The organism is Xenorhabdus doucetiae, assembly GCF_000968195.1.
Classification (GTDB): domain Bacteria; phylum Pseudomonadota; class Gammaproteobacteria; order Enterobacterales; family Enterobacteriaceae; genus Xenorhabdus; species Xenorhabdus doucetiae.
Genome location: NZ_FO704550.1, coordinates 458739 through 481235 on the forward strand (window position 1 = coordinate 458739; position 22497 = coordinate 481235).

The 22497-nt window shown below is 45.5% G+C and carries 19 protein-coding genes and 1 pseudogene; 10 read left to right on the forward strand and 10 right to left on the reverse strand.

Annotated elements, in window-relative coordinates; translation table 11 throughout:
- The first annotated feature begins 9 nt into the window (after positions 1 to 9).
- Complete coding sequence (locus XDD1_RS02300; protein WP_045968334.1) at positions 10 to 1944, forward strand: DEAD/DEAH family ATP-dependent RNA helicase; 1935 nt, start codon at positions 10 to 12, stop codon at positions 1942 to 1944.
- Between the two features lie 165 nt (positions 1945 to 2109).
- On the opposite strand, the gene XDD1_RS02305 is transcribed toward XDD1_RS02300, so the two are convergent.
- The 4 genes from XDD1_RS02305 to XDD1_RS02320 form a co-directional block, all read right to left on the reverse strand.
- The gene (locus XDD1_RS02305) at positions 2110 to 2472 is read right to left on the reverse strand and encodes a hypothetical protein (protein ID WP_167541618.1); all 363 of its coding nucleotides are present in this window, start codon (positions 2470 to 2472) and stop codon (positions 2110 to 2112) included.
- Between the two features lie 94 nt (positions 2473 to 2566).
- A complete protein-coding gene (gene btsR / locus XDD1_RS02310) occupies positions 2567 to 3286 on the reverse strand; it encodes a two-component system response regulator BtsR (protein ID WP_045968335.1) in 720 nt (239 codons plus the stop codon).
- A 2-nt stretch (positions 3287 to 3288) separates the two neighbouring features.
- Positions 3289 to 4986, reverse strand: a complete 1698-nt coding sequence (locus XDD1_RS02315; protein ID WP_045968336.1) for a sensor histidine kinase — start codon at positions 4984 to 4986, stop codon at positions 3289 to 3291.
- 99 nt (positions 4987 to 5085) lie between these two features.
- The gene (locus XDD1_RS02320; RefSeq protein ID WP_052705627.1) at positions 5086 to 8181 is read right to left on the reverse strand and encodes an inverse autotransporter beta domain-containing protein; all 3096 of its coding nucleotides are present in this window, start codon (positions 8179 to 8181) and stop codon (positions 5086 to 5088) included.
- A gap of 988 nt (positions 8182 to 9169) precedes the next feature.
- On the opposite strand from XDD1_RS02320, the gene XDD1_RS02325 reads away from it, so the two are divergent.
- The 5 genes and pseudogenes from XDD1_RS02325 to XDD1_RS02345 all read left to right on the forward strand — a co-directional run bounded on the left by XDD1_RS02325 (position 9170) and on the right by XDD1_RS02345 (position 13287).
- Positions 9170 to 10141 carry an HlyD family secretion protein gene (locus XDD1_RS02325; protein WP_045968337.1) on the forward strand — a complete coding sequence of 324 codons (972 nt, stop codon included), beginning with the start codon at positions 9170 to 9172 and terminating at the stop codon, positions 10139 to 10141.
- A gap of 9 nt (positions 10142 to 10150) precedes the next feature.
- The gene (locus XDD1_RS02330; RefSeq protein WP_045968338.1) at positions 10151 to 11296 is read left to right on the forward strand and encodes an ABC transporter permease; all 1146 of its coding nucleotides are present in this window, start codon (positions 10151 to 10153) and stop codon (positions 11294 to 11296) included.
- Complete coding sequence (locus XDD1_RS02335) at positions 11296 to 12468, forward strand: ABC transporter permease (protein WP_045968339.1); 1173 nt, start codon at positions 11296 to 11298, stop codon at positions 12466 to 12468. The genes XDD1_RS02330 and XDD1_RS02335 overlap by 1 nt, the downstream gene beginning before the upstream one ends.
- A 127-nt stretch (positions 12469 to 12595) precedes the next feature.
- Positions 12596 to 12784 (forward strand): annotated as a pseudogene (locus tag XDD1_RS02340) (ubiquinone anaerobic biosynthesis accessory factor UbiT); the annotation flags it as partial.
- A complete protein-coding gene (locus XDD1_RS02345) occupies positions 12778 to 13287 on the forward strand; it encodes a GNAT family N-acetyltransferase (protein WP_045968341.1) in 510 nt (169 codons plus the stop codon). The pseudogene XDD1_RS02340 and the gene XDD1_RS02345, both read left to right, overlap by 7 nt.
- Here XDD1_RS02345 and XDD1_RS02350 read toward each other — a convergent pair.
- Positions 13250 to 13600, reverse strand: a complete 351-nt coding sequence (locus XDD1_RS02350) for a GIY-YIG nuclease family protein (RefSeq protein ID WP_269450550.1) — start codon at positions 13598 to 13600, stop codon at positions 13250 to 13252. The two genes, XDD1_RS02345 and XDD1_RS02350, sit on opposite strands and share 38 nt — an antisense overlap.
- 321 nt (positions 13601 to 13921) lie before the next feature.
- On the opposite strand from XDD1_RS02350, the gene bhsA reads away from it, so the two are divergent.
- Together bhsA and XDD1_RS02360 are read left to right on the forward strand one after the other, a co-directional pair.
- Positions 13922 to 14173 carry a multiple stress resistance protein BhsA gene (bhsA, locus tag XDD1_RS02355; RefSeq protein ID WP_045968343.1) on the forward strand — a complete coding sequence of 84 codons (252 nt, stop codon included), beginning with the start codon at positions 13922 to 13924 and terminating at the stop codon, positions 14171 to 14173.
- 99 nt (positions 14174 to 14272) lie between these two features.
- Entirely contained in the window at positions 14273 to 14704 is a 432-nt protein-coding gene (locus tag XDD1_RS02360; RefSeq protein ID WP_045968344.1) for a YhbP family protein, read from the forward strand.
- Positions 14705 to 14725: 21 nt separating this feature from the next.
- Here the strand turns inward: XDD1_RS02360 and nrdG are convergent, their stop codons facing one another.
- From nrdG to XDD1_RS02385, 5 genes are all read right to left on the reverse strand, one after another.
- Positions 14726 to 15190 carry an anaerobic ribonucleoside-triphosphate reductase-activating protein gene (nrdG, locus tag XDD1_RS02365; RefSeq protein WP_045973293.1) on the reverse strand — a complete coding sequence of 155 codons (465 nt, stop codon included), beginning with the start codon at positions 15188 to 15190 and terminating at the stop codon, positions 14726 to 14728.
- A gap of 4 nt (positions 15191 to 15194) precedes the next feature.
- Entirely contained in the window at positions 15195 to 17165 is a 1971-nt protein-coding gene (gene nrdD / locus XDD1_RS02370; protein WP_148885927.1) for an anaerobic ribonucleoside-triphosphate reductase, read from the reverse strand.
- Between the two features lie 205 nt (positions 17166 to 17370).
- The gene (gene ridA, locus XDD1_RS02375) at positions 17371 to 17757 is read right to left on the reverse strand and encodes a 2-iminobutanoate/2-iminopropanoate deaminase (RefSeq protein WP_045968345.1); all 387 of its coding nucleotides are present in this window, start codon (positions 17755 to 17757) and stop codon (positions 17371 to 17373) included.
- A gap of 102 nt (positions 17758 to 17859) precedes the next feature.
- Positions 17860 to 18324 (reverse strand): aspartate carbamoyltransferase regulatory subunit, encoded by a 465-nt coding sequence (gene pyrI / locus XDD1_RS02380; protein WP_045968346.1) that lies wholly within the window; start codon positions 18322 to 18324, stop codon positions 17860 to 17862.
- Between the two features lie 184 nt (positions 18325 to 18508).
- Positions 18509 to 19252 carry a metallophosphoesterase family protein gene (locus XDD1_RS02385; RefSeq protein ID WP_045968347.1) on the reverse strand — a complete coding sequence of 248 codons (744 nt, stop codon included), beginning with the start codon at positions 19250 to 19252 and terminating at the stop codon, positions 18509 to 18511.
- A gap of 72 nt (positions 19253 to 19324) precedes the next feature.
- Between XDD1_RS02385 and aac(6') the strand changes: the two genes are divergently transcribed.
- Positions 19325 to 19792: an aminoglycoside 6'-N-acetyltransferase gene (aac(6'), locus tag XDD1_RS02390; protein ID WP_231854448.1), complete on the forward strand. Its 468-nt coding sequence runs from the start codon at positions 19325 to 19327 to the stop codon at positions 19790 to 19792.
- A 264-nt stretch (positions 19793 to 20056) separates the two neighbouring features.
- Positions 20057 to 22375 (forward strand): FdhF/YdeP family oxidoreductase, encoded by a 2319-nt coding sequence (locus tag XDD1_RS02395; RefSeq protein WP_045968348.1) that lies wholly within the window; start codon positions 20057 to 20059, stop codon positions 22373 to 22375.
- Positions 22376 to 22497 lie beyond the last annotated feature (122 nt).

A 22497-nucleotide genomic window follows, 5' to 3' on the forward strand; every position in this document is an offset into this window, starting at 1 on the left:
CACCATTACATGACCACTGAGACTGAAATCTCTTTTGCTGATTTAGGTTTATCGGCACCTATTCTTTCTGCACTGGAAGACATGGGCTATGAAAAGCCTTCTCCTATTCAACAACAATGTATTCCCCACCTGCTGAACGGCCGTGATGTGCTGGGTATGGCACAGACGGGTAGTGGTAAAACCGCTGCTTTCAGCTTGCCGTTATTGCATAACATTGATGCTGAACTTAAAGCGCCACAGATCCTTGTGTTAGCGCCAACCCGTGAACTGGCGGTGCAGGTGGCTGAAGCGTGTTCAGACTTTTCCAAGCATATGCGCAATGTGAATGTTGTTGCGCTGTACGGCGGACAACGTTATGACGTTCAATTACGTGCCTTGCGTCAGGGGCCACAAGTTGTGGTGGGAACGCCGGGACGTTTGCTCGACCACCTGAAACGTGGAACCTTGGATCTGTCTAACCTGAAAGGTTTGGTACTGGATGAAGCCGACGAAATGTTGCGTATGGGCTTTATCGAAGATGTTGAAAACATCATGAGCCAGATCCCGGCTGAACACCAAACTGCGCTGTTCTCAGCGACAATGCCAGAAGCGATTCGCCGCATTACCCGTCGTTTCATGAATGATCCGCAGGAAGTGCGTATTCAGAGCAGTGTGACTAACCGTCCTGACATCAGCCAAAGCTACTGGTCTGTCTACGGTATGCGCAAAAATGAAGCGCTGGTGCGTTTCCTCGAAGCAGAAGATTTCGATGCGGCGATTATTTTCGTGCGCACCAAGAATGCCACGCTGGAAGTTGCAGAAACACTGGAACGTAACGGCTACAACTCTGCGGCCCTGAATGGTGACATGAATCAGGCGCTGCGTGAGCAGACACTTGAGCGCCTGAAAGATGGCCGTTTGGACATTCTGATTGCGACTGATGTTGCCGCGCGTGGCCTGGATGTTGATCGCATCAGCTTGGTCGTTAACTACGACATCCCAATGGATGCAGAATCTTATGTACACCGCATTGGTCGTACCGGTCGTGCAGGCCGTGCGGGTCGTGCCCTGCTGTTTGTTGAAAACCGTGAGCGTCGTTTGCTGCGTAACGTTGAACGCACCATGAAACTGACCATTCCAGAAGTTGAACTGCCAAATGCAGAGCTTCTGGGCCAGCGTCGTCTGGAGAAGTTCGCGGCCAATGTTCAGCAACAACTGGAAAGCAGCGATCTGGATCAATATCGTGCATTGCTGTCCAAGTTGGGTACCAGCGATGAACTGGATATGGATACACTGGCAGCCGCCCTGCTGAAAATGGCACAGGGTGAGCGCCCACTGATCCTGCCACCTGATCCAGTACGTCGTCCACGTCGTGAGTTCAACGATCGTGATCGTGATGACCGTCGTCGCAATAACAATAGCAACGGCTTTGGTGAGCGCGACAGAGGTGAGCGAAGTGAGCGCGGTGATCGCCCTCGTCGCGAACGTCGTGACGTGGGTGATATGGAACTGTATCGCATTGAAGTTGGCCGTGATGATGGCGTTGAAGTTCGTCACATTGTGGGTGCAATTGCAAACGAAGGTGATATCAGCAGCCGTTATATCGGTAACATCAAACTGTTTGCGACCCACTCTACAATTGAACTGCCAAAAGGCATGCCGGGAGAATTACTGTCTCACTTCACCCGTACCCGTATTCTGAACAAGCCTATGAATATGCAGTTGATGGGTGAGGCGCAACCTTTTGAACGCCGTGAGCGTCGTGGTGGCCGCACTGGTAATGGTAACGGCGGTAATGGTGGCAATGGCCCACGTCGTGACCGTGACGGTTTCAGCAATAACGGTGGTCGTCGTTTTAACAACGAACGTCGTGGCGGCGGTGAGCGTGGTGGTTTCCGCGGTCGCAGCAACGATGATTTCAATGGTGGTGCACCACGTCGTCGTCAAAGCAATGGCAACGTATAAGCGCTCATTGAGACTTGCTTGATTCATCGTTGTATTGAACATATCGCAACGATGAATTAAAAAAGCCCTTTCTCTGTCATGGAGAAAGGGCTTTTGCTATTTATCTTACTGATTCTGTTAAAAAGCATGTCACACGACATGAGTTATATAAACGTTGAATTAAATTCAGGCTGTTTTCTTAGTGATACGTTTATTCAATTCGGCCTTGGCCTCAATATCTGAAAGTAAGCACTCACCTTGATGAATAACCGTCTTTCTTAACCTGCCTCTGAAACCAGCATGTGCCACTTCCTGCAAAATCCGCTCTTCCACAGGGCACAGTCCTCCTTCGCTTTGATCCAATGGATGAATCAGCACACGGTGTTTTCCCTCAAAAAGCCACTTAATCCCTTTCAGGAAGCCATGCTGATTGAGCAGAGCATGTAACTGAAATTCTGCGTTATAAAAATCACCGATCAGTAAACGTGAGGTACTGAAATTCCCTTTAATCTCTAGCTGTTGCTGATTTTTGAGGTTTTTCAGTATCATTCGGTTGGTATTAATTTTGAGATAAAAATCCGCCAAGGTCATTTCCTTTGTTTATTTTTCCTGTAGGGTGAGGAAATTATGCCCTAATTGACGATTAATTTAACCCCAATGCTTCTTTAAGCGGTTTCAAGTAACGACGGCTTACCGGAATACGCTCATCATTGCTGAGAACCAGCTCTGCCTGACCATTTTCACCAAAAACAATCTCTCGTAATTGCGTCATGTTAACCAAATACTGGCGATGACAGCGGGTGAGTGACGTGCGGGTTTCCAGCGTACGCAGCGTCAACTCAGTAAAGCCTTCTTGTCCGCTGGCACTCATGACATAGACCCCGCTCAGCCGGGAAGTGACATACAGCACATCATCCAATGGCATCAGCCAGATTCGGCTATGCCCGGTACAGGGAATATATTTCAGTTGTTCATCTTCACGTTGAATATCTGCCAGATTTTGCTTTTGATAACCAGAACGTAATCGTTGCAGCGTTTTGCTCAGGCGCTCTTTTTCCAGTGGCTTCAATAAATAATCGAAAGCATGTTCTTCAAAGGCTTGTACCGCATATTCATCGAACGCAGTCAGAAAGACAATATAAGGGCGATGCTCAGGATCGAGCATACCAACCATTTCCAGTCCGGTAATGCGGGGCATTTGAATATCGAGGAAGACGACATCAGGTTTCAGGCGATGAATGGCACCAATCGCTTCTACGGCATTGGCACATTCCCCCATGATTTGAATATCGGTTTCCTCTTCCAGCAGACAACGCAGATTTTCACGCGCCAATGGCTCATCATCAACAATCAATATATTCATCTTTACGCCGCTTTTTTTGTCTCTTTTTCTAAGGGTAAACACAAAATGACACGGGTAAATGCTTCCGGCTGACAATCAACTCGTACCCCATACTGTGTACCATAACGAAGCCGCAGACGTTTATCTACTAAACTCATCCCAAGACCATCCCCCATTTTTTGGGGGCAATACAGCCCGGCATTATCTTCAATCTCCACCAAGAGTAAATTGGCTTCCTGATGGGCCCTAATCGTAATTCTTCCTGTCTCCAGTAACTGTGATGTGCCATGTTTTATGGCATTTTCTACCATGGGTTGGAGGGAAAAGGCCGGTAACCGTGCATTACGCAGGGACTCAGGTATCTCGATGGCAATCTGAAGGTGTTCCCGGAAACGGGCTTTCTCAATTTGTAAGTAAGCATTTACATGCTCTATCTCATTGTCCAGTGTGGCGATATCTTCAGGCCGCTTTAAATTCTTACGGAAAAAGGTCGAGAGATACTGCACAAGCTGGCCTGCCTGCTGGCTATCCCGACGGATAACGGCTTGCAATGTATTTAAGGCATTAAATAAAAAGTGAGGATTCACTTGCGCGTGAAGGAGCTTGATTTCTGATTGCAGTAAAGATTGCTTATTCCGTTCATACTGTCCGGCAAGAATTTGGGCAGAGAGCAGACTGGCAATTCCCTCGCCCAATGTGCGATTGATGGAGCTAAATAAGCGATTCTTGGCTTCGTAAAGTTTGATTGTGCCGATGACCTGTTGATTTTCTCCCCGCAACGGGATCACCAGTGCGGAACCCAGTTTGCAGGTTGGGCTAAGGGAACAACAATAAGGGGTTTCATTGCCATCAGCATACACGACCTCATTATTTTCAATCGCACGACGAGATTGTTTAGCCGCAATCGGCGTACCCGGTAGATGATGATCCGAACCAATACCAATAAATGCCAGTAACTTTTCTCTGTCCGTAATCGCTACCGCCCCGATCTCTAACTCTTGGTAGATCACTTTCGCCACGCGCATACTGTTATCTTCATTAAAACCCTTCCGCAAAATGCCTTCTGTACAGACCGCAATTTTCAGTGCTTGGGCAGAAAAGGCACTGGTATATTTTTTGAAAATGGCACGCCTGTCCAATAAGATACGAATGAACATGGCCGCCCCGATACTATTGGCGATGATCATAGGGGCGGCGATATCTTTCACCAAACTCAGCGCTTCACCGAAAGGATTGGCAAGCAGCAGGATAATGCCCATTTGCGTGCATTCAGCAAAGAAAGTGACAACGGCCGCTGTCCACGGATTCAATAACTTATTGAGCTGTCCTTTTTTCATCAGATAAATATGGACAAGACCACCCAATACTCCTTCGACAATGGTGGATACCATACAGCTAAAGGCGGTCATGCCACCGAGCGAATAACGGTGCAGTCCGCCGGTGAATCCCACCATCGCCCCGACGGTTGGCCCGCCGAGGAAGCCGCCCAGCACAGCGCCAATTGCACGGGTATTGGCAATTGAATCGTTAACATTCAGCCCAAAATAGGTGCCCATAATGCAAAAGATGGAAAAAATCACGTAACACATCAGCTTATGGGGTAAACGGACGGTCACTTGCAACAGGGGAATAAACAGGGGCGTTTTACTCAGGAGCCAAGCGATCACCAGATAGACACACATCTGCTGAAGTAATAACAACACGAGGTTAAATTCGTACATATCTTTTCATTTTGTAATTAATAAGGGGAGCGGGAAAGTATTATCCGCCCCGTAGGGCGGATTTTTTAGCCAAGAACTGAGAATGACTGGCAAATAGTACTATTCTTTACAGGTGACGTAATCAAGGACTTGATCATTTACGACATGTTCAAATCCTTGGGCGATATTCACAGCGTAATGTTCATCTTTCTCTGGCGTGGCAGAACGATAGGAGCGACGTTCAGGCCAACCAAGGTGGTCATGTATTGCATTGTTCGGATGGGCCTGGTACAGAGCCATTAAATCATTTTTTGTTGGTAATTTTTTTTGTATATGCTTGCAGTACCATTCAGCTCCTTGGAAGGTACGGCGCGGCCATATTTCTCCATTTTCTTCAATGTCATCATTTGCGGCCAAATGAGCAGATAGTTCTGCTTTTAATCGAGGGCGGTAAAAGACAACGCCATTTTTACCCACTAGGGTATCAGCCATATGCCCCCAAAAATGAGCCACGGAAACGTCTGGGCTGGTAGCTACAGTAAAAATGACATCTTTAGTTTGTGGATCAGCAGTACCACCTACCGAGATAGACAACGTCGTCTTCACACCGAGTCCATTCGGGTCGGCCACAGCAATAGACAGAACACCTTCATCATTCGTAAAACCTTGGTATTCACCTGATTTGCTATCAAATAATGCGGTGATTTTTTCATTCCCATCTTGGCGATTCTGTGCCTGAATCGCTTTAACTTTGACCGCTACATTGCGGGCTATTTTTCCGTCATTTAGCGTTTCAATTTTCAGCATAATCGGTTGTTCTTTTCTAACCTTATCAGCAGTTGCCGTGATCGCCATATCATCGGCAAGCCCTCTGACAGTGCCTTTATTTCCGCCATCATGAGTCTCGTTTCCCTGTTCGGTACTCATGCTGGTATCCACGCTCTGTGTATTGCCGATAAGATCCATCGCGTTTTGTGCTTGCACAGCAACTTCTTTCACCCGACCCGCATCGGCCAGTGTCAATATATAGTCAGGCACCTTGCCTGATTGTGTTATTGTCCGGCCTTTGGTCATGTCAATATTGCCCTTATTACCCCACACATAGCGCGATTTATCCGTTTTGTCGCCATGATTAGCATTAAAGGTATAGGTAGCACTCAATTTCTGTCCCATCTCTAATTTGCCCTTTATGGTCAAGTTCGTGATGATTGGTGCCTCAGGATGAACGAATAGGATTGCGATGGGCTTGATGGTAACCCCCTCTATTTCCGGAGTAATTTTTAGTACTCCGATCTTTTCGCCGGCTGTGAGCTTGGATTGATAAACCCCCGGCTGAACTTCTTTCATGTCATCGATCTTCGGATCGCTGCCACTGCCTTGTAATCCACTTGAGACCAATTTGATTTCTGAGGCAATTCCGCGGATGGGTTTGTCATTCTGGTTTTTCAAGGTTAATGTCAGGAGGGTGGTAGCATGACCATCAGCCAATAGCTCTTTGTCTTTTGTCGAGAAGGTGGATTTATCGGCATTAACGATGGCGGGGAGCACTTGTACCTTCATTTCAGCCCGCTTAGACGCATTGCCGTGCTCATCGTAAGCCGTTGCCCCAACCGTGTAGGTGTTGGGCCCCTGAGGTTGATATTTTGGCAAGATCAACAGATAGTGTGTACCACCTTGATGCTGTATCTTACCCCCATTGGCAAAAAATCCCGCTGCTTCCCATTGGATATCTTTAAACCCATACTTGCTGCTGACACTGATATGGAGCGGTTTGCTCTCTCTTGCATGACCCGTAATCAGGTTATCTATTGTCAGAGAGATCACTTCACGTTTGCGATATTCCAAAACAATCTGATTATTGCGATCAACCAAATCATAGCGGCTGCCTTGCAGAGAATGTTTAAACGCTACGGCATCCGGATCAATCTGTTTGGCCCACGGCGTACCAATCTCATAATTCAGTTCTATATTGAACAGGGTCTCCCCATCACCGGACATATCTTGTTTGCGGTCAATACCGAAAGTCAGCAATGGGATAGGCGTGTAATTAACCCCGACAGTAAAGGCGGCAGGATCTTTCTTGCGTTGGTCTTTGCTTATGAGTCCAACTTCGTCTCCGAAGTATTGCTCATACATCAGCTTGCCTCCGAGCTGTGGTAAAGAGGGCAAATAGCCTTCTGCTCGCAAGTCGAAGCCATTGGCGGGGCGCTCATCATAATCAGTCAAAAGGCGGGATTCTTTCCAATTGCTTAACCGCAAATAGCCGTTTGCCGCCAATTTGAGGTAATTGCGGGCATATTCTGTACCAAGGCCGAGCCGGCTATTATTGCCAGTGATATCGTGGTCAAAGAAAACATTGTAGCCCAACATCCCATCGTCAAAAAAATGGCGTTGACCAAAACCAATATTGGCGGTGTTGCGTTTATCAATATGGCGCAGGCCAAACTGGGTAAAGGCCATCTGGTGATAGGTATCATACAGCGGCAATAGCATATCAAATTGGCTGTCACTCAAACGGCCATGATCATCCATATTGATTTGCACACGAGTTGTGCCATAGCGCCCCAACCAATTTTGAATTTTCTGATTGGCCTCTTCCATTACCAGACTGTTTAATTGACTTGCTGCATTATCTTTAATGTTGCCATTAGCCAGCAACTGGGTAATGCGAGAGGAAAACTCAGCCAAACGACTGGCATTTTCGTCTGTACTGATATTTTCGTCTGTAATAACCGTCACCGTTTCGTTTAATGGCGGTTGCTCTAATGAAAAGTGTTTTAATGTGGTCTGGCTTAAGGAAGGCTGTTCTGACGAAGATGAAAATAGTTCTATTGAAGGCTGCCTGAGTGAAGGATAGTTAAAAGGCAGAAATTTATTGTTTCGAGGTTTTGGAACATCAATCTCACTACCCACTTCGAGCGTGGTAAAAGGCTTATCAAAAGCACGCAACTGGTTAATTTTTTTTAAATCAGAAACAGTTAAACCATAACGTTTGGCGATAATACCGATAGTTTCTCCTGATTTCAGAATATAAGGCTCTGTTGGTAAAGCCCATTTTTCATTTTTAAACGTTGAAGGGGTTTTGGCAGCAGCGATAGCGGGGGAAAATACACTAGCAGCGGGAAACACAAGTTGGGTGACAATGTTTATCCAAGCTACACGTTTCACCAAATGTTGCTGATGCTGTAGCCACGGCTTATCGAATTTTCTGTTCATATCTATAAACCTGTAACAATAAAAAATACCCGGTGATAGTCAGCAGTAAATCTATCCATTTCAGGATATTACTTACTATTTACTGTTTGCGATGAGTTGTGTCATCAGGGATAAAAGCGTCAGGTAGTGACGCAATGAAAGAGATGACACCACGACATGGCTTGACTTGAGATATCACAAAACAGTTAACAAATTCTGCTTAATAGTTAACAATCAGATTATTGATCTGACATTTTGTTTTTGTGAGGTTTTTTATTCCAACATAAAATCAATTTTTGATCAATATAACTTTCTTTATCAATCATTTTGCATAAAACAGCAAGGCCTTGATACCTTCTTGCAGATGAGAAGAAAGGCAGCATGAAGCATAAATTAATGTGAATCATTGTTGGTTTATTATTCTATTCCGTGCAATCAAATCAACGGATGATGATTAAAGTGAATCTCTGTCGAGAGGGCTTGAAACAACAGAATGGCATTTATTGGTTTTAATATATAAGAATTTGTAGTGGTCAATATAAGATGTAATTTTATTGCATAATGACTTTCTGTTTATCGCCATTCTTTTATTATCTTTTTATCGCCAATAATTATCTTGAGTGAAAAAGAGTTAAGAGATTAATCTATCCTGTTCATCAACCCAATAATATAAATATTATTTAACTAATTATTTCATGGTCACTATTCGGCTTTATATGATGATGTATTAAATAGCGTTTCAAAATGACAGGCGTCAATCTTGTCCCGCGCGGCGCACGGGACAAGATTGCAAGCTCTCACTATGATGAAAACCTATTTAAATGTTTTATATTTGTTAAAAATATAATGCTATTATAATAATATTTTAGATCAATATTACTTTGTTTGTGGCTTTAATATGATTTACAGCGATATTTATAACTAATCAAAGGCATTTCTCCTGAAAGTGCTAAAATTTAGGCAGTGGAGAATGTTGACCTGATAGTACGCTTGGGGCTTACAGAACATAATGAAGAAAAGAACACTTTTCACCATCTTACTGATCATTTTCCTGATCGCAATGGCCGTGCTTTTCCGTTCCCATAGTCAGGAACTTTTGTTGCAGGGAGAGGTTGATGCGCCGGAAGTCATCGTGGCTTCCAAGGTTGCGGGGCGAGTCGTTAAGGTTCATGTTGAACGAGGTGATAACGTTAAAGTGGGGCAATTGATGGTAAGTCTTGACAGCCCCGAACTGGCAGCCAAAGTTGGCGCGGCGCAAGCGACACGCGATCAAGCTAAGGCAAAACTTGAATTATCCCTGAATGGGACGAGTGAGGAGACCATTCGAAGTTTAGAAGCCGCTCTTGCACAGGCCCAATCAGGATACAACAATGCACAACGTGAATTTGATCGGCTCAAAAATATATCAACCAATGGTTATGTGTCCGCCACTGATCTGGATAATGCACGTAGCGCACGGGATATTGCCTATCAGAAGATGCTGGGAGCTAAGGCAGCGCTGGATGAAGGGAAAAATGGAGACCGCATAGAATTACGGCGGCAGCTTCAGGCAGCATTGAATGAAGCAGAAGAAAATCTGCGTGAATTGGAAATACAGCGCGATGATCTGCAAGTTAAAGCCCCCGTTAATGGTGAAGTCGGGCCATTACCCGCGGAAGTAGGGCAACTTTTTAATGCCAGTAGTCCGTTGGCGACATTGGTACGTATTTCAGAGGCTTATTTTGTCTATAACCTGCGGGAAAATATTTTGGCCAACGTTCGCAAGGGCGACAAAATTAAATTGCGTGTCCCTGCCCTGGGCAATCAAGAGATTGAGGCTGAAATCCGCTATATCGCGCCAATGGGGGATTATGCGACAAAACGGGCAACCCGTGCGACGGGCGATTTTGATCTGAGAACCTTTGAGGTTCGCTTATATCCCTTGCAACCCGTCGATGGCTTACGTCCGGGCATGAGTGCGTTATGGCTCTGGGATAAGTAAGGTGGCCTGATGAATATAAAAGCGGTATGGGGAAGTTTTGAGCAAAGATTTACCCAGGAATTTAGCGCTGCGCTGCACAGTCCGGTTTTTCACTGGCTGAGTTGGCTATTCCCTTTGCTGCTGTTTATCTTAACGAGTGCCAATTTTTCAGAAGGCACCCTGTTTAACTTACCTGTCTCTGTTGTGGATAACGACCAGAGCGCGCAATCACGTACCTTTATTCGCAATTTGAATGCCGCCCCCCATGCGGATATCAAGTCTTATAACAATAGCTTGCCGGAATCCATAGAACGTATACGCCGGGCGCAGGATTACGCGCTGCTTTATATTCCAGAGGATTTTGAAAAAGAGGCTTTAAGTGGAAAACAGCCGACGATAAGTATCTATTACAATGCCCTGTTTTATGGAGCCGGGCGCTACTCAATCCAGGATTTCAGCGGATTGATGGCAGAAACGAATGCCAAATACCGCACAATCATTGCTGCCGAAATGGGGCGGCAATTACCGCCGTTAGCCAAAGCAACGATGTCCTATGACAGTTTGTTTAACGCCAGTGGCAGTTATATTTATTTCCAGCAATTTGCGGCAACCATTCACCTATTACAGCTTTTTGTCGTCACATGCACTATCTATACAATGGCCAGGGGAAAACCACTCTTGGATGCAGAATCTTTCATTGGGGCATTATTGGGGAAATTGGCACCCTATACGTTGATTTTCACACTGCTATTGATGGTGGAAATTACGGCGCTGGTGATTTTCTCAGATGCAAAAGTCGCCGGTAATCCGTTGTATATGCCGATTGTGGGATTTTTCTATGTGATCGCTGCGCAAAGCATTGGCTTGTTACTGTTTACTTTCACCAGCAGTGCAATAACGGCTTACACGATGATGGGGATGCTGGTCAGTATTGCACTGGCATTTTCCGGTATGATCGTACCAGAACTCTCCATGATATGGCCGGCCAGGGTTATCTCTACTCTTGAACCATTAACTTATGCCTTGAATGCCCTGTTTGACATCTTCCTGCGGGAAGTCTCGTTACAGATTATTTTGCATATTTGCCTGATATTGCTGATCTATCCTGCGGTTTGTAGCCTTCTGATCCGCAATCGCTTGTGGCAGCGGCTTAATCAATCAGAGGGAGTCGCATAATGTCGGGCTATGGGAAAGCAAGTTGGGCATTATACTGGCAGACATTGCGCGATGTATTTCTGGGGATGTTGGAAAAACCCATGTGGCTGCTATTGATTGTTTCGTTGTGTGTGATAAGCATGGTTTATGTTCATCCTTCTTTGTGGGATTTACCGATTGCCGTGATCGATCAGGATAACAGCCATGCGAGCCGTGCGTTGATCCGTAATATTGATTCCACGGCGAACGTGGAAACCCAAAGCTACAATAGTCTCGACCATGCCCGGCGTGACTTGCTACAGCGAACCATCTTTGCCATTATCATCGTCCCGGTGGATTTTGAAAAACGCCTGCTCAGCGGACAAAATGTCACTGTGCCAGTTTATGGTGATGCGACCAATCGCCTCGCCAATGGGCAGATTCAAAAGAATTTGTCACTGGCTTATCAACAGCTCTTGTCAGAGTACGACGGCATGTTGCTTTTGCAATCGGGTTTCAGCATTGAGCAGGTAAAAATCTTGCTACAACCGATTCGGGGTGAAACCATCGGATTATTTAACCCAGGTGTCAGTTATCCCGCAATAGTCTTTCCGGGTTTATTAGTCATGCTGTTGCAACACTCCTTGTTAATTTCTTGTGTTCGCGTCAGCATTTCCCTACGGGAAACCCCCCAGGGCAGTCCACCGCTTCCCGTCTATTTGGGAACATTATCCGCTTTGATCCCCATCTGGCTGTTCCTGTCAGTGATCTTTTTTATCCTGTGGCCGTGGATCTTAGGGTATCGGCAAGATGCGCCGATTTACCTTGTGTTGTTGTTGACATTCCCGTTCCTGTTGACGGTATTAGGGTTGGGAAAATTGGTGACAGAATGCTTGCGCAGCGTGGAAATGATTTATTTGACGTTGGCTTTTATTACTACGCCGGTCTTCTATATTTCTGGCACCATTTGGCCGCCTCAGGCGATGCCTGAGTGGGTCAGGGTGATTTCATCGGCCTTGCCATCAACATGGGCAACAAAAGCAATCGCAGGGGTTAACCAGATGGGATTGCCGCTGCACAATGTGTACAAAGATATTGGCATGATGTTACTACTTGGCGTGATATATATGGTGTTGGGCATTTTGGTTGGTATGCTACGCAATAAAGAATTTCGTTATCTCATCCAGCGCATTAAACGGCTATTTTCTCTATAAACATGGCCCTTACCGATGTTTGTCCTGTAGACGTTTTGTAATAAGGGATTTATTATCGATTTTCCCAATGTAAGCAATCCCTTTTCTGATACGTTGTTTTCTTGCTACATTGTTTTCTTGCTACAGCTTTCAGCGTCGTTTGCGGGTTGAAGGGAATATAGAATTGGAACTACATGTGAAAAATCTGATGGATTCCATTGAATGGGAATCTATGCCATCCATCCTTCGTTTTGGTTTATTGCATCGGGCTGAATTTATCAAAGCGGGACAGAAGGAGGGCGCTGATCGGAATGATCGCGCGTTATCGCCATGTTAATCAGAGTCGAAATTCCTGTTGATGCGATGGGGATTGATCGTTTGTTACGTCAATCTTTTGAAACATCGGCAGAAGCTGAGTTAATTCATCAACTAAGAGAAGATGGTTTATTGACATTGGGTATTGTTGCGACCGACGATGAAGGCCAGGTGATTGGCTATGCCGGTTTCGCGCCCGTTGATATCAATGGTGAAGATCATCAATGGGTTGGTTTGACGCCATTGGCGGTGGCGGAACAGTATCGTTGTCATAGGCTGGGTGAAAAATTGGTTTATGAAGGGCTGGATAGCCTCAACGAGTTTGGCTATGGAGCGGTTGTGGTGCTGGGTGATCCGGAATATTACTACCGTTTTGGCTTTAAGCTTGCTAATGAATACCAATTATATTGCCCATGGCCTGATTGTGAGGATTACTTCTTGATCTACCCCCTGGCTGATATTTCACAGGGCGATTGTCATGGTCTGGTTACTTATCCTGCTTATTTTGATCACCTGTGGTCATAGCCAGGGTGAAAAACTTCTCAGATGAACCCATTTGCATTAAATACGTTGTTATACAGAGAGGCTGGTCAATAACTAGCCTTTCTTTTTGCTGTTTACTCAGTTTCTTCACCCGATATTCCACTTTTAGTGCCGCTCCCTTATCCTTGACTGGACTCTGATAAACCAACATCAATGGCGCTTTTCCTCGTAGGTATTTTGCCCCTTTTCCGGCTGCATGCTGCATCAATCGACGGGATATATTGGTCGTTATTCCGGTATACAGGCTCCCGTTCCGGGTTCTGATCAGGTAGATATACCAGTGAGAGACTTTAATATTCATTATTTATTTTTAATTATTTTATTAAGTTAATTTCTATGGGATTTAATTTATATTTTAGTGATAAGTGTGGTCTGAAGTGCGGTTTTAAGTATGGTATTAAACATAGTTATAAGCTGATTTTTTGATGATTTCCAATATAACCAAATGAATTTACTTAAATTATATGCCATTTATCAACCCGCGGTAATTTTTTTGTTCAAAAAAATTGAAAAATTATAGCAAGAATTGCTAATTATCATCGTCTGAACAAGCGTATAACATGCTCGCCATCACGAGAGATTAACTCTATCTTAAAAATGAGCAGAGGAGCGAAATATGAAAAATGTAAAAAATATTGGGGCTATTTTAGCACTATGTGCGGTTTCTTTTGGTTCTTTTGCCGCAACTGAAGTTCAAGTTGCTAAGGGAGAAAAAGTCGGTGTTGTTTCCGTTAGCGGTGCAGAAACACTCGATAGCCTGACCACAGAGTTATCCAAAAAAGCTGATGAAGTTGGCGCAACGTATTTCCGCATTATTTCGGCAAATGGCCAGAACCAACTCAATGGCGTTGCTGAAATTTATAAATAATTTATCCTGTAAGCCGTAAGTCAAATACAGAACACGTCACCCGATAGGGAATCAAGCGTGTTCTGTTATGATCCGAATAAAATAACGGTATGGAAATATATGGATTCAAATAAAGAAATTTTAATCATTCGCCAATATCTCGTCAGGCAACATGTATTCACGCTGTGCACCTCTTCGGCTCAGGATTTATGGTGTGCGAACTGCTTTTATGCCTTTGATGCGGATAGCATGGCGCTCTGGTTTATGACTGAAACTGATACCCGCCACGGTAAGATGATGCAAAACAATCCCGTCGTTGCAGGGACGATCGCCGGCCAGACACGCAATATCGCACAAATAAAAGGGATTCAATTTCGTGGTGACGTCATGCCATTGAGCGGTGAAGCCGCAACCCTCGCCAGAGCGCGTTATTGCCGCCGTTTTCCTGTCGCGCTGTCTGCCAAATCTCCCATCTGGCAGCTTAATCTCAATGAAATCAAAATGGTGAATAACACCCTCGGTTTTGGCAAAAAACTGCATTGGCAGCGTTAATGCTCTGCCTGATTAAATTCCTCACCTGAAATAATGGATAACCTGATTATGACTGCCCCGCCAAATTAACGCGGGATCATACAACGCCTGTTCAAATTTCCCATCCACCAGCACATGGATATGATTGATAACTGCTTGTTGCTCTTCATTTAATTCATTGAGGCCATAACCTGTCCATAGCCAGATATCCTTATCTGGGCACTCTTCGCGTACCCGTTTAACCAGCCGCAATATGCAGGGAACATTGTGGGGATGCAGCGGATCGCCGCCGGATAATGACAAACCTTGCCGTTTAATCCGCTGATCTTTCAGGTCAGCCATGATCTGATCTTCGAGGGCTGGCGTAAAAGGCTGACCCGAATCGACGCGCCATGTGCTTTGGTTATAGCAGCCACGGCATTGATGCAGGCAACCTGACACAAACAGCGTACAGCGGGTTCCGGGGCCATTGACCACATCAACCGGATAATATTGGTGATAATTCATCGCATTAACCCACTTGCCCGTTGCCAAGATGTTTCACGCGGCGTTTTACCTCTTCCTGCTTACCGGCATTAAATGGGCGCGCGTCAGGGCTGCCGAGGTAGCCACAAACCCGGCGCGTCACGGAAACGTGGGCGGGATCATGATTGCCACATTGGGGACAGGTGAATCCTTTGCTGGTACAGGCAAACTCGCCGGTAAAACCGCATTGGTAACACTCATCAATGGGCGTATTGGTGCCATAATAAGGCACACGTGAATAGCTGTAATCCCAGACATCTTCCAAGGCTTTCAGGTTATGTTGCAGATTAGGATATTCGCCGTAGCAAATAAAACCCCCGTTTGCCAGTGGCGGATAGGGCGCTTCAAAGTCCAGTTTATCGTAGGGATTGACCTTCTTCTCCACATCCAGATGAAAGCTGTTGGTGTAATAGCCCTTATCCGTGACGCCCTGAATCACGCCAAACTCGGCGGTATCCAAACGGCAGAAGCGGTCACATAAATTCTCGCTTGGCGTACTGTACAAACTAAACCCATAACCGCTCTCCCGTTTCCATTGATCGACGGCCTGACGCAAGTGTTTAACCATCGCAATGGCTTTCTGCTGGCGCTGTTCATCATCAAACAGATGAAGGTGATGACCATATAACGCATTTATCGTTTCATGAATGCCGATATAACCCAATGAGATAGACGCCCGGCCGTGTTTGAAGATCTCGGCGATATTGTCATCGGCTTTCAGGCGGACACCACAGGCCCCTTCCATATAGAGGATGGGGGCAACGCGAGCTTGGGTATTTTCGAGACGGGCAATGCGGGTCATCAGCGCTTTTTTTGCCAGCAACAAGCGTTGATCCAAAATTTGCCAAAAATCCGCTTCACTCCCCTTGGCTTCGAGCGCAATGCGCGGCAGGTTCAGGCTGATAACGCCCAAATTATTGCGCCCTTCGTGAACTTGCCGGCCGTTTTCCTCATAAACGCCGAGGAAACTGCGGCAACCCATGGGCGTTTTAAATGATCCCGTGACCTTGATCACCTGATCGTAATTGAGAATATCGGGGTACATGCGTTTACTGGCACACTCCAGCGCCAATAATTTAATGTCATAGTGGGGATCACCAAAACGGTGATTCAGCCCATCGCGAAGGGTAAAAACCAGCTTGGGGAAGACGGCGGTTTTGCGCTTTTTTCCCAAACCCGCAATGCGGTTGCGCAGAATCGAGATTTGGATCAGACGGGCTTCTTTGGTTGTTCCCAATCCGAAACCGAAAGTAACAAACGGCGTCTGCCCATTGGCGGTATGCAGCGTATTGACTTCATATTCCAGCGACTGGAAAGCGTCATAACACTCTTTTTCCGTTTGGGCTTCGGCATAGGCCACCTGATCAGCAATCTGCCACTTTTTGGCAATGGCCAGATGCTTGTCATAACTGGCTTTCACAAAAGGCGCGAGGACTTCATCAATGCGATTAATGGTTGTGCCGCCATAAATATGGCTGGCAACTTGCGCGATGATCTGGGCCGTGACCGCAGTGGCAGTAGCAATGGATTTGGGCGTCTCAATCTCCGCATTGCCCATTTTAAAGCCGTGGGTCAGCATCCCCTGCAAATCGATCAGCATACAGTTGAACATCGGAAAAAACGGAGCGTAATCCAAGTCATGATAGTGAATTTCGCCTTTATCATGCGCCTGCACCACATCATGCGGCAGAATATGCTGCTTGGCATATTGTCGGGCGACAATCCCCGCCAATAAATCACGCTGAGTCGGAATAACCCTGCTGTCTTTATTGGCATTTTCATTAAGAAGAGATAAATGACTTTGCTCGACCAGGCCCCGAATTTCCTGATCCAGCCGATCATGCCATGTACAACCGCTATTACCCTGACTCACGTCAACGTAGCGGTTATCCTGTTGCGTCACAACCATTTTCATAATCTGGCTCCTCGATAGGTTATCCACTGACAAAAATGACATGACTGTTCGTTTTTTGTGTTGATGTGGATAATCTTGTGCATAAATACTATATGTAGTGATTTTTACGTATTTAAACACAATATATAGATCATTTAAGCGAATATACCACTTAAAAAGTTGATCTCAGACAAAGAAAAGCAGGTTATCAGGAGAGGCAAACAAAACGCCCTGATACCGAAGTGATCAGGGCGGAGAGAAGGATAACTTAGCGACGAACGGCGATCGCTTCAATCTCGATTTTCACATCTTTTGGCAGACGGGCAACTTCAACGCATGAACGCGCAGGGAACGGCGCATCATGTTCAGCGAAAAACGCTTCGTAAGTGGCGTTCACGGCAGCAAAGTCATTCAAATCTTTGACAAACACCGTGGTTTTTACGATATCAGCCACTTTCAAGCCAGATTGTTCAATAATCGCTTTGACGTTTTCCAAAGATTGACGGGCTTGAGCCGTCACCTCGTCAGGGATCGCACCAGTTTTGGGATCAACCGGGATCTGGCCGGAAGTGATAACCATGCTGCCCAGATCAACACCCTGAACATAAGGGCCGATTGCGGCGGGTGCATTCTCGGTATGGATAGAACGTGACATTAGAAACTCCTGTTTGACGTCTGAATGGAAAAATTTTCTGGATCGCTATTATAGTGATCCACTGTCCCGCATCAATGGATACAGGACATGCTTGTCGATGGCTTAAGCGTTATCGATAACGGCTTGACGATCAAACTCTTTCTCACAATATTTACAGCGCAACATCACATCGTCTTTCGCTGACATAACGTAGAAGCTGCTGTTAACGGGTTCATTGTGACTGATGCAGTTACTGTTTGGGCAAACCAGAACGTTGTCGATTTGGTCTGGCAGATTGATAGGCATCTTTTTGACGACAACATAATTCTCAATGTTATTGATGGTGGCATGTGGTGCATACATGGCGAGCTGGTTTGCCTGTTGCGCTGTCAGAAAAGTATTTTCAATCTTAATCAGATCTTTTTTACCCAGTTGGTTGGAAGGCAGATTCAGGCCAATGGTAATGCGCTGGTCTGTTTCGGTGAGTTTGAACAGTGACAATAACTTAAAACCGACATGGGCGGGAATGTGATCGATAACCGTGCCGCATTTAATGGCTTCTACTTGTAGTTGATGGTCTTGGGTCATGTTGTGTCATAAATACCGTTTCGGTATTCCTCCTCCAGATATTAGGGGATCAAGGAAATCGACTTATTTTGTCACAGACGATTTGGCATTTCACCTGATTAGGTTTTGCATCTGAAAGGTGAATGTTGGCGATGAACAAGTGCAGCCAACCGCGCTGCAACTTGAAAAATCGAGAGAATAGTCATTAATAAATACATGAAGTGATAGATAACTCAGATGAAAAATCAATGATATTGAAACCAAAGCCTTTTGATACCTTAACGGTCTCTATACCTGGCAGCCATTGGAATACCACCGCGGGAGCAACAGAGGTTGTCATGGTATTATGATGACAAATACGTGAAGTGTGTGCGTGCCCGCTACCGATAAACTTAACCTTATATTTCTTACAAAGATCTAATAATGCTTTACCATTATTCAACATGCAGCTATCTACAATGGGTGTACCAACTGGAATAGCATGGTGATGCATAAATATAGCGATATTAACATCACTGTTTTTAACCATTTCTTCTTCTAATTCTGCTAAGTTATCTTTGGATATAAAACCAAAATCCTCACCTTCGACAACAGTATCGACTGAAATAATACGCCAGGTATTATTTTTATATTGACGGGAATGGATCATAAATTGATTTTTTTCTTCTGTGATCGCTATATTAAAGTTCTCCTTGAGATCATGATTACCCAGTATGGCGATATAAGCTGTTCTTAAGGACTCCATTTTTTGCAAAAAGTATTTGTATGCTTCGATATCACCATCATTTGCAATATCACCGGAAACGATAATTAACGCTATCTCGTTCAGGTTTTTTATTCTTAATATCTCTTCACAAACAAAATCAAAGTTTTCATAAGGATTTACATCAAATAATTTTTGATCTCGATTTCGGGTTAAATGTATATCCGATAAGTGAATCACTTTCATTTTTTATTACCTCCGAAAAGAAATGGATTGTATGATATTTCCATATCAAACAGCAGGAATTAATCATAATAAATGAAAAATAACCTAGATATCATTATGTTAATCGAAGAGCTAAATGAAAGTAACTTGCCAGTATGGATAGCATTGCGAGAACAGCTCTGGCCTCATCATGCAACAGCAGCCCACCAAGCTGATGGGGAAGAGATTATCTCCTCCAGCCAGTTGGTTTCATTTATTGTGCGAGATGAAGCGGGTAACGGACTGGGTTTTGCTGATGCCTCAGTCAGACATGACTATGTCAATGGTTGTAACAGTAGTCCGGTGGTTTTTCTGGAGGGGATCTTTGTTTCTTCAAGCCATAGAAAATGTGGGATAGCCAAGCTATTGGTAGACGAAGTGCAATCTTGGGGGAGGAAAAAAGGGTGTAAGGAACTCGCATCCGATACCGAATTGGATAATGTTCTGTCACAACAGGTGCACATTGGATTGGGATTCCAAGTGACTGAAAAGGTCGTTTTTTTCAAAAAAGAATTAAATTAATATTTTTAATAGATTATGGCGGTGATACAGATTTTTCTCCCAGAAAGAAAAAAACTTACCACCGAATAGAAACCTTATTCATCTTTTAGCCTCTGATAGCATATATTTGATCTCCATCACACTATTGTTCTGCAAAATGTCATCCATTAATACACTAACGTTACCTCGGTGGTCAGCCACCAATGAATGAATTCGGCGTTATGGGTTCACCTGCAAATCTGTGGCCAGAGCGTGTTGACCGCGGCATAAAAAATAGAGATTTTTATGAAATTCAAATCAAAAATAAAACCTTACCACGCGGCTGCGGGGGGTTGGGGTTCACTGGAGGCAACAACCCGCTTCGTCTTTGACAGTAAACAAGCCCTGAAAAATATGGTTAACCTGATGCGCATGAACAAGCCCAGAGGCTTCGATTGTCCCGGATGCGCATGGGGAGATGACAACAAAAGCCTGTTTAGTTTTTGTGAAAACGGCGCCAAGGCCGTGACTTGGGAAGCCACTCGCCGCTATGTTGATCGGGAATTCTTCGCCACTTACAGTGTGAGTCAACTTTACCGGCAAAGTGATTATTTCCTTGAATACCAAGGGCGAGTAGTGGAACCGATGAGCTATAACCCGCAGACGGATCATTATGAGCCGATCAGTTGGGATGAGGCTTTTACCCTGATTGCCCGCCATATTAAGTCGATGGATAATCCCAATCAGCTTGAACTGTACACGTCAGGGCGCGCCAGTAATGAGGCTTCATGGCTGTATCAACTTTTTGGCCGTCTGGTCGGCACAAATAACTTTCCTGATTGCTCCAATATGTGTCATGAAGCCAGTGGCAGCGGCATGCTAAAAAGTTTAGGCGTTGGGAAAGGGACAATTCGGCTGCAAGACTTTGATCACGCCGATGCCATTTTTGTCTTCGGCCAAAACCCCGGCACCAATCACCCACGCATGCTGCATAGCTTACGGCACGCGGCTGAACGGGGTGCACGTATCGTGACTTTTAACACGTTGCGTGAGCGCGGTTTGGAGCGTTTCGCTGATCCCCAAAAGCCGCTCGAAGTGATCACACCAAGGGCAGGGGAAATTAGCCATCGTTATTATCAGCCCAAACTTGGCGGAGATATGGCCGCGGTGCGTGGGATGGTTAAGGCTCTTTTGGAAACTCATAATCGTCTGCTGGCCGAAGGTCAATCAGGTATTTTTGATCTGGAATTCATCTCAACCTACACCGAAGGCGTGGAGGCTTACCTGCAAGAAGTGGCGGCAACCGACTGGTCATTGATCGAAGAGCAATCGGGGTTGAGCGAAGCACAATTGCGCGAGGCGGCCTCCATTTACCAGCGTGCTGAACGCGTCATCTGTACTTGGGCAATGGGGATAACGCAACATAAACACTCTTTGGTGACCGTGCGCGAAATCGTCAACCTGCAATTACTTTTTGGCCAATTGGGTAAACCGGGCGCAGGGCTTTGTCCGGTACGGGGTCACAGTAATGTCCAGGGTAACCGGACGATGGGAATTAATGAAAAACCGTCCCCATCTTTCTTGGATAGCCTGGCCGCGCATTTTGGTTTCGAGCCACCTCGTGCTCACGGCCACAATGTGGTGGAAGCGTTGAGTGCCATGTTGCGTGACGAAGTGAAGGTGTTGATTGCACTGGGCGGGAACCTTGCGGCCGCGGCTCCGGATACTCAGCGAACAGAAGAAGCGCTTAGACACTGCGATTTGACCGTACACATCAGCACAAAATTAAACCGGAGTCACCTTATTACCGGTAAAAAAGGGGCGCTTATCCTGCCAACATTGGGTCGCACCGAACGCGATATTCAGGCCACAGGATCGCAGTTTGTGACGGTAGAAGACTCTTTCAGCATGGTTCATGCTTCGGAGGGCGTGAATAAACCGTTATGTGATACCCAACGTTCTGAGACAGCGATTGTGGCAGGCATTGCCAATGCGACCGTAGGCAATACTGCGACGATTAACTGGCTGGAATTAGCCGGCGATTACAATAAAATTCGCGATCATATTGCGGCCACCATTCCGGGGTTTGCGGGTTTTAATCAAAAATGTGAACACCCCGGCGGGTTCTATCTTGGCAATGCGGCGGCCGAATTACGTTTTGCGACACCGAACAAAAAAGCGCAGTTCAGCCCTGCGCCGCTACCGAAAACCCTGTTCCCACAAATTGACGGCGCTGACGTTCCTTTTACGTTGCAGACCTTGCGTTCACACGACCAATACAACACCACGATTTATGGGTTGGATGATCGTTATCGCGGGGTTTATGGACAGCGGGAAGTGTTGTTTATAAATCCGGAAGATATGGCTCAATTAGGATATCAAGCTGGCGATCAGGTCGATATCGAAACCCTATGGCATGACGGGATTAAGCGTAAAGTTTCCGGCTTCAAGTTAGTGCCTTACACCATTCCCCGCGGCAACCTTGCCGCTTACTACCCGGAAACCAACCCATTAGTCCCAATGGAAAGTTTTGGTGATGGTACAGGCACGCCAACCTCAAAATCTGTGCCGGTTAAATTATCCCTCACGGAACAGAATCGGGCTGAACTTCGGCGGCTTGTGTAAATAGAACACATAGTGTAAGTCGGTTTTTCTTTTTCAAACGGCATTTTTCAGCAATTCTATCTTCCGATCGGTAGATGGAACTGCTGAGATAGCATATTTGGAGATCACCAACTTTTTGAATC

Bases quoted from the DNA above. Each gene is read 5' to 3' on its own strand.
- XDD1_RS02385 (WP_045968347.1), bottom strand. From the start codon at position 19,252: ATGAAAGTGATTCACTTATCGGATATACATTTAACCCGAAATCGAGAT.
- XDD1_RS02315 (WP_045968336.1), bottom strand. From the start codon at position 4,986: ATGTACGAATTTAACCTCGTGTTGTTATTACTTCAGCAGATGTGTGTC.
- nrdG (WP_045973293.1), bottom strand. From the start codon at position 15,190: ATGAATTATCACCAATATTATCCGGTTGATGTGGTCAATGGCCCCGGA.
- XDD1_RS02305 (WP_167541618.1), bottom strand. From the start codon at position 2,472: ATGATACTGAAAAACCTCAAAAATCAGCAACAGCTAGAGATTAAAGGG.
- XDD1_RS02345 (WP_045968341.1), top strand. From the start codon at position 12,778: ATGTTAATCAGAGTCGAAATTCCTGTTGATGCGATGGGGATTGATCGT.
- XDD1_RS02325 (WP_045968337.1), top strand. From the start codon at position 9,170: ATGAAGAAAAGAACACTTTTCACCATCTTACTGATCATTTTCCTGATC.
- XDD1_RS02320 (WP_052705627.1), bottom strand. From the start codon at position 8,181: ATGAACAGAAAATTCGATAAGCCGTGGCTACAGCATCAGCAACATTTG.
- XDD1_RS02360 (WP_045968344.1), top strand. From the start codon at position 14,273: ATGGATTCAAATAAAGAAATTTTAATCATTCGCCAATATCTCGTCAGG.
- nrdD (WP_148885927.1), bottom strand. From the start codon at position 17,165: ATGTCATTTTTGTCAGTGGATAACCTATCGAGGAGCCAGATTATGAAA.
- XDD1_RS02395 (WP_045968348.1), top strand. From the start codon at position 20,057: ATGAAATTCAAATCAAAAATAAAACCTTACCACGCGGCTGCGGGGGGT.
- ridA (WP_045968345.1), bottom strand. From the start codon at position 17,757: ATGTCACGTTCTATCCATACCGAGAATGCACCCGCCGCAATCGGCCCT.
- XDD1_RS02300 (WP_045968334.1), top strand. From the start codon at position 10: ATGACCACTGAGACTGAAATCTCTTTTGCTGATTTAGGTTTATCGGCA.
- XDD1_RS02335 (WP_045968339.1), top strand. From the start codon at position 11,296: ATGTCGGGCTATGGGAAAGCAAGTTGGGCATTATACTGGCAGACATTG.
- XDD1_RS02330 (WP_045968338.1), top strand. From the start codon at position 10,151: ATGAATATAAAAGCGGTATGGGGAAGTTTTGAGCAAAGATTTACCCAG.
- pyrI (WP_045968346.1), bottom strand. From the start codon at position 18,324: ATGACCCAAGACCATCAACTACAAGTAGAAGCCATTAAATGCGGCACG.
- bhsA (WP_045968343.1), top strand. From the start codon at position 13,922: ATGAAAAATGTAAAAAATATTGGGGCTATTTTAGCACTATGTGCGGTT.
- btsR (WP_045968335.1), bottom strand. From the start codon at position 3,286: ATGAATATATTGATTGTTGATGATGAGCCATTGGCGCGTGAAAATCTG.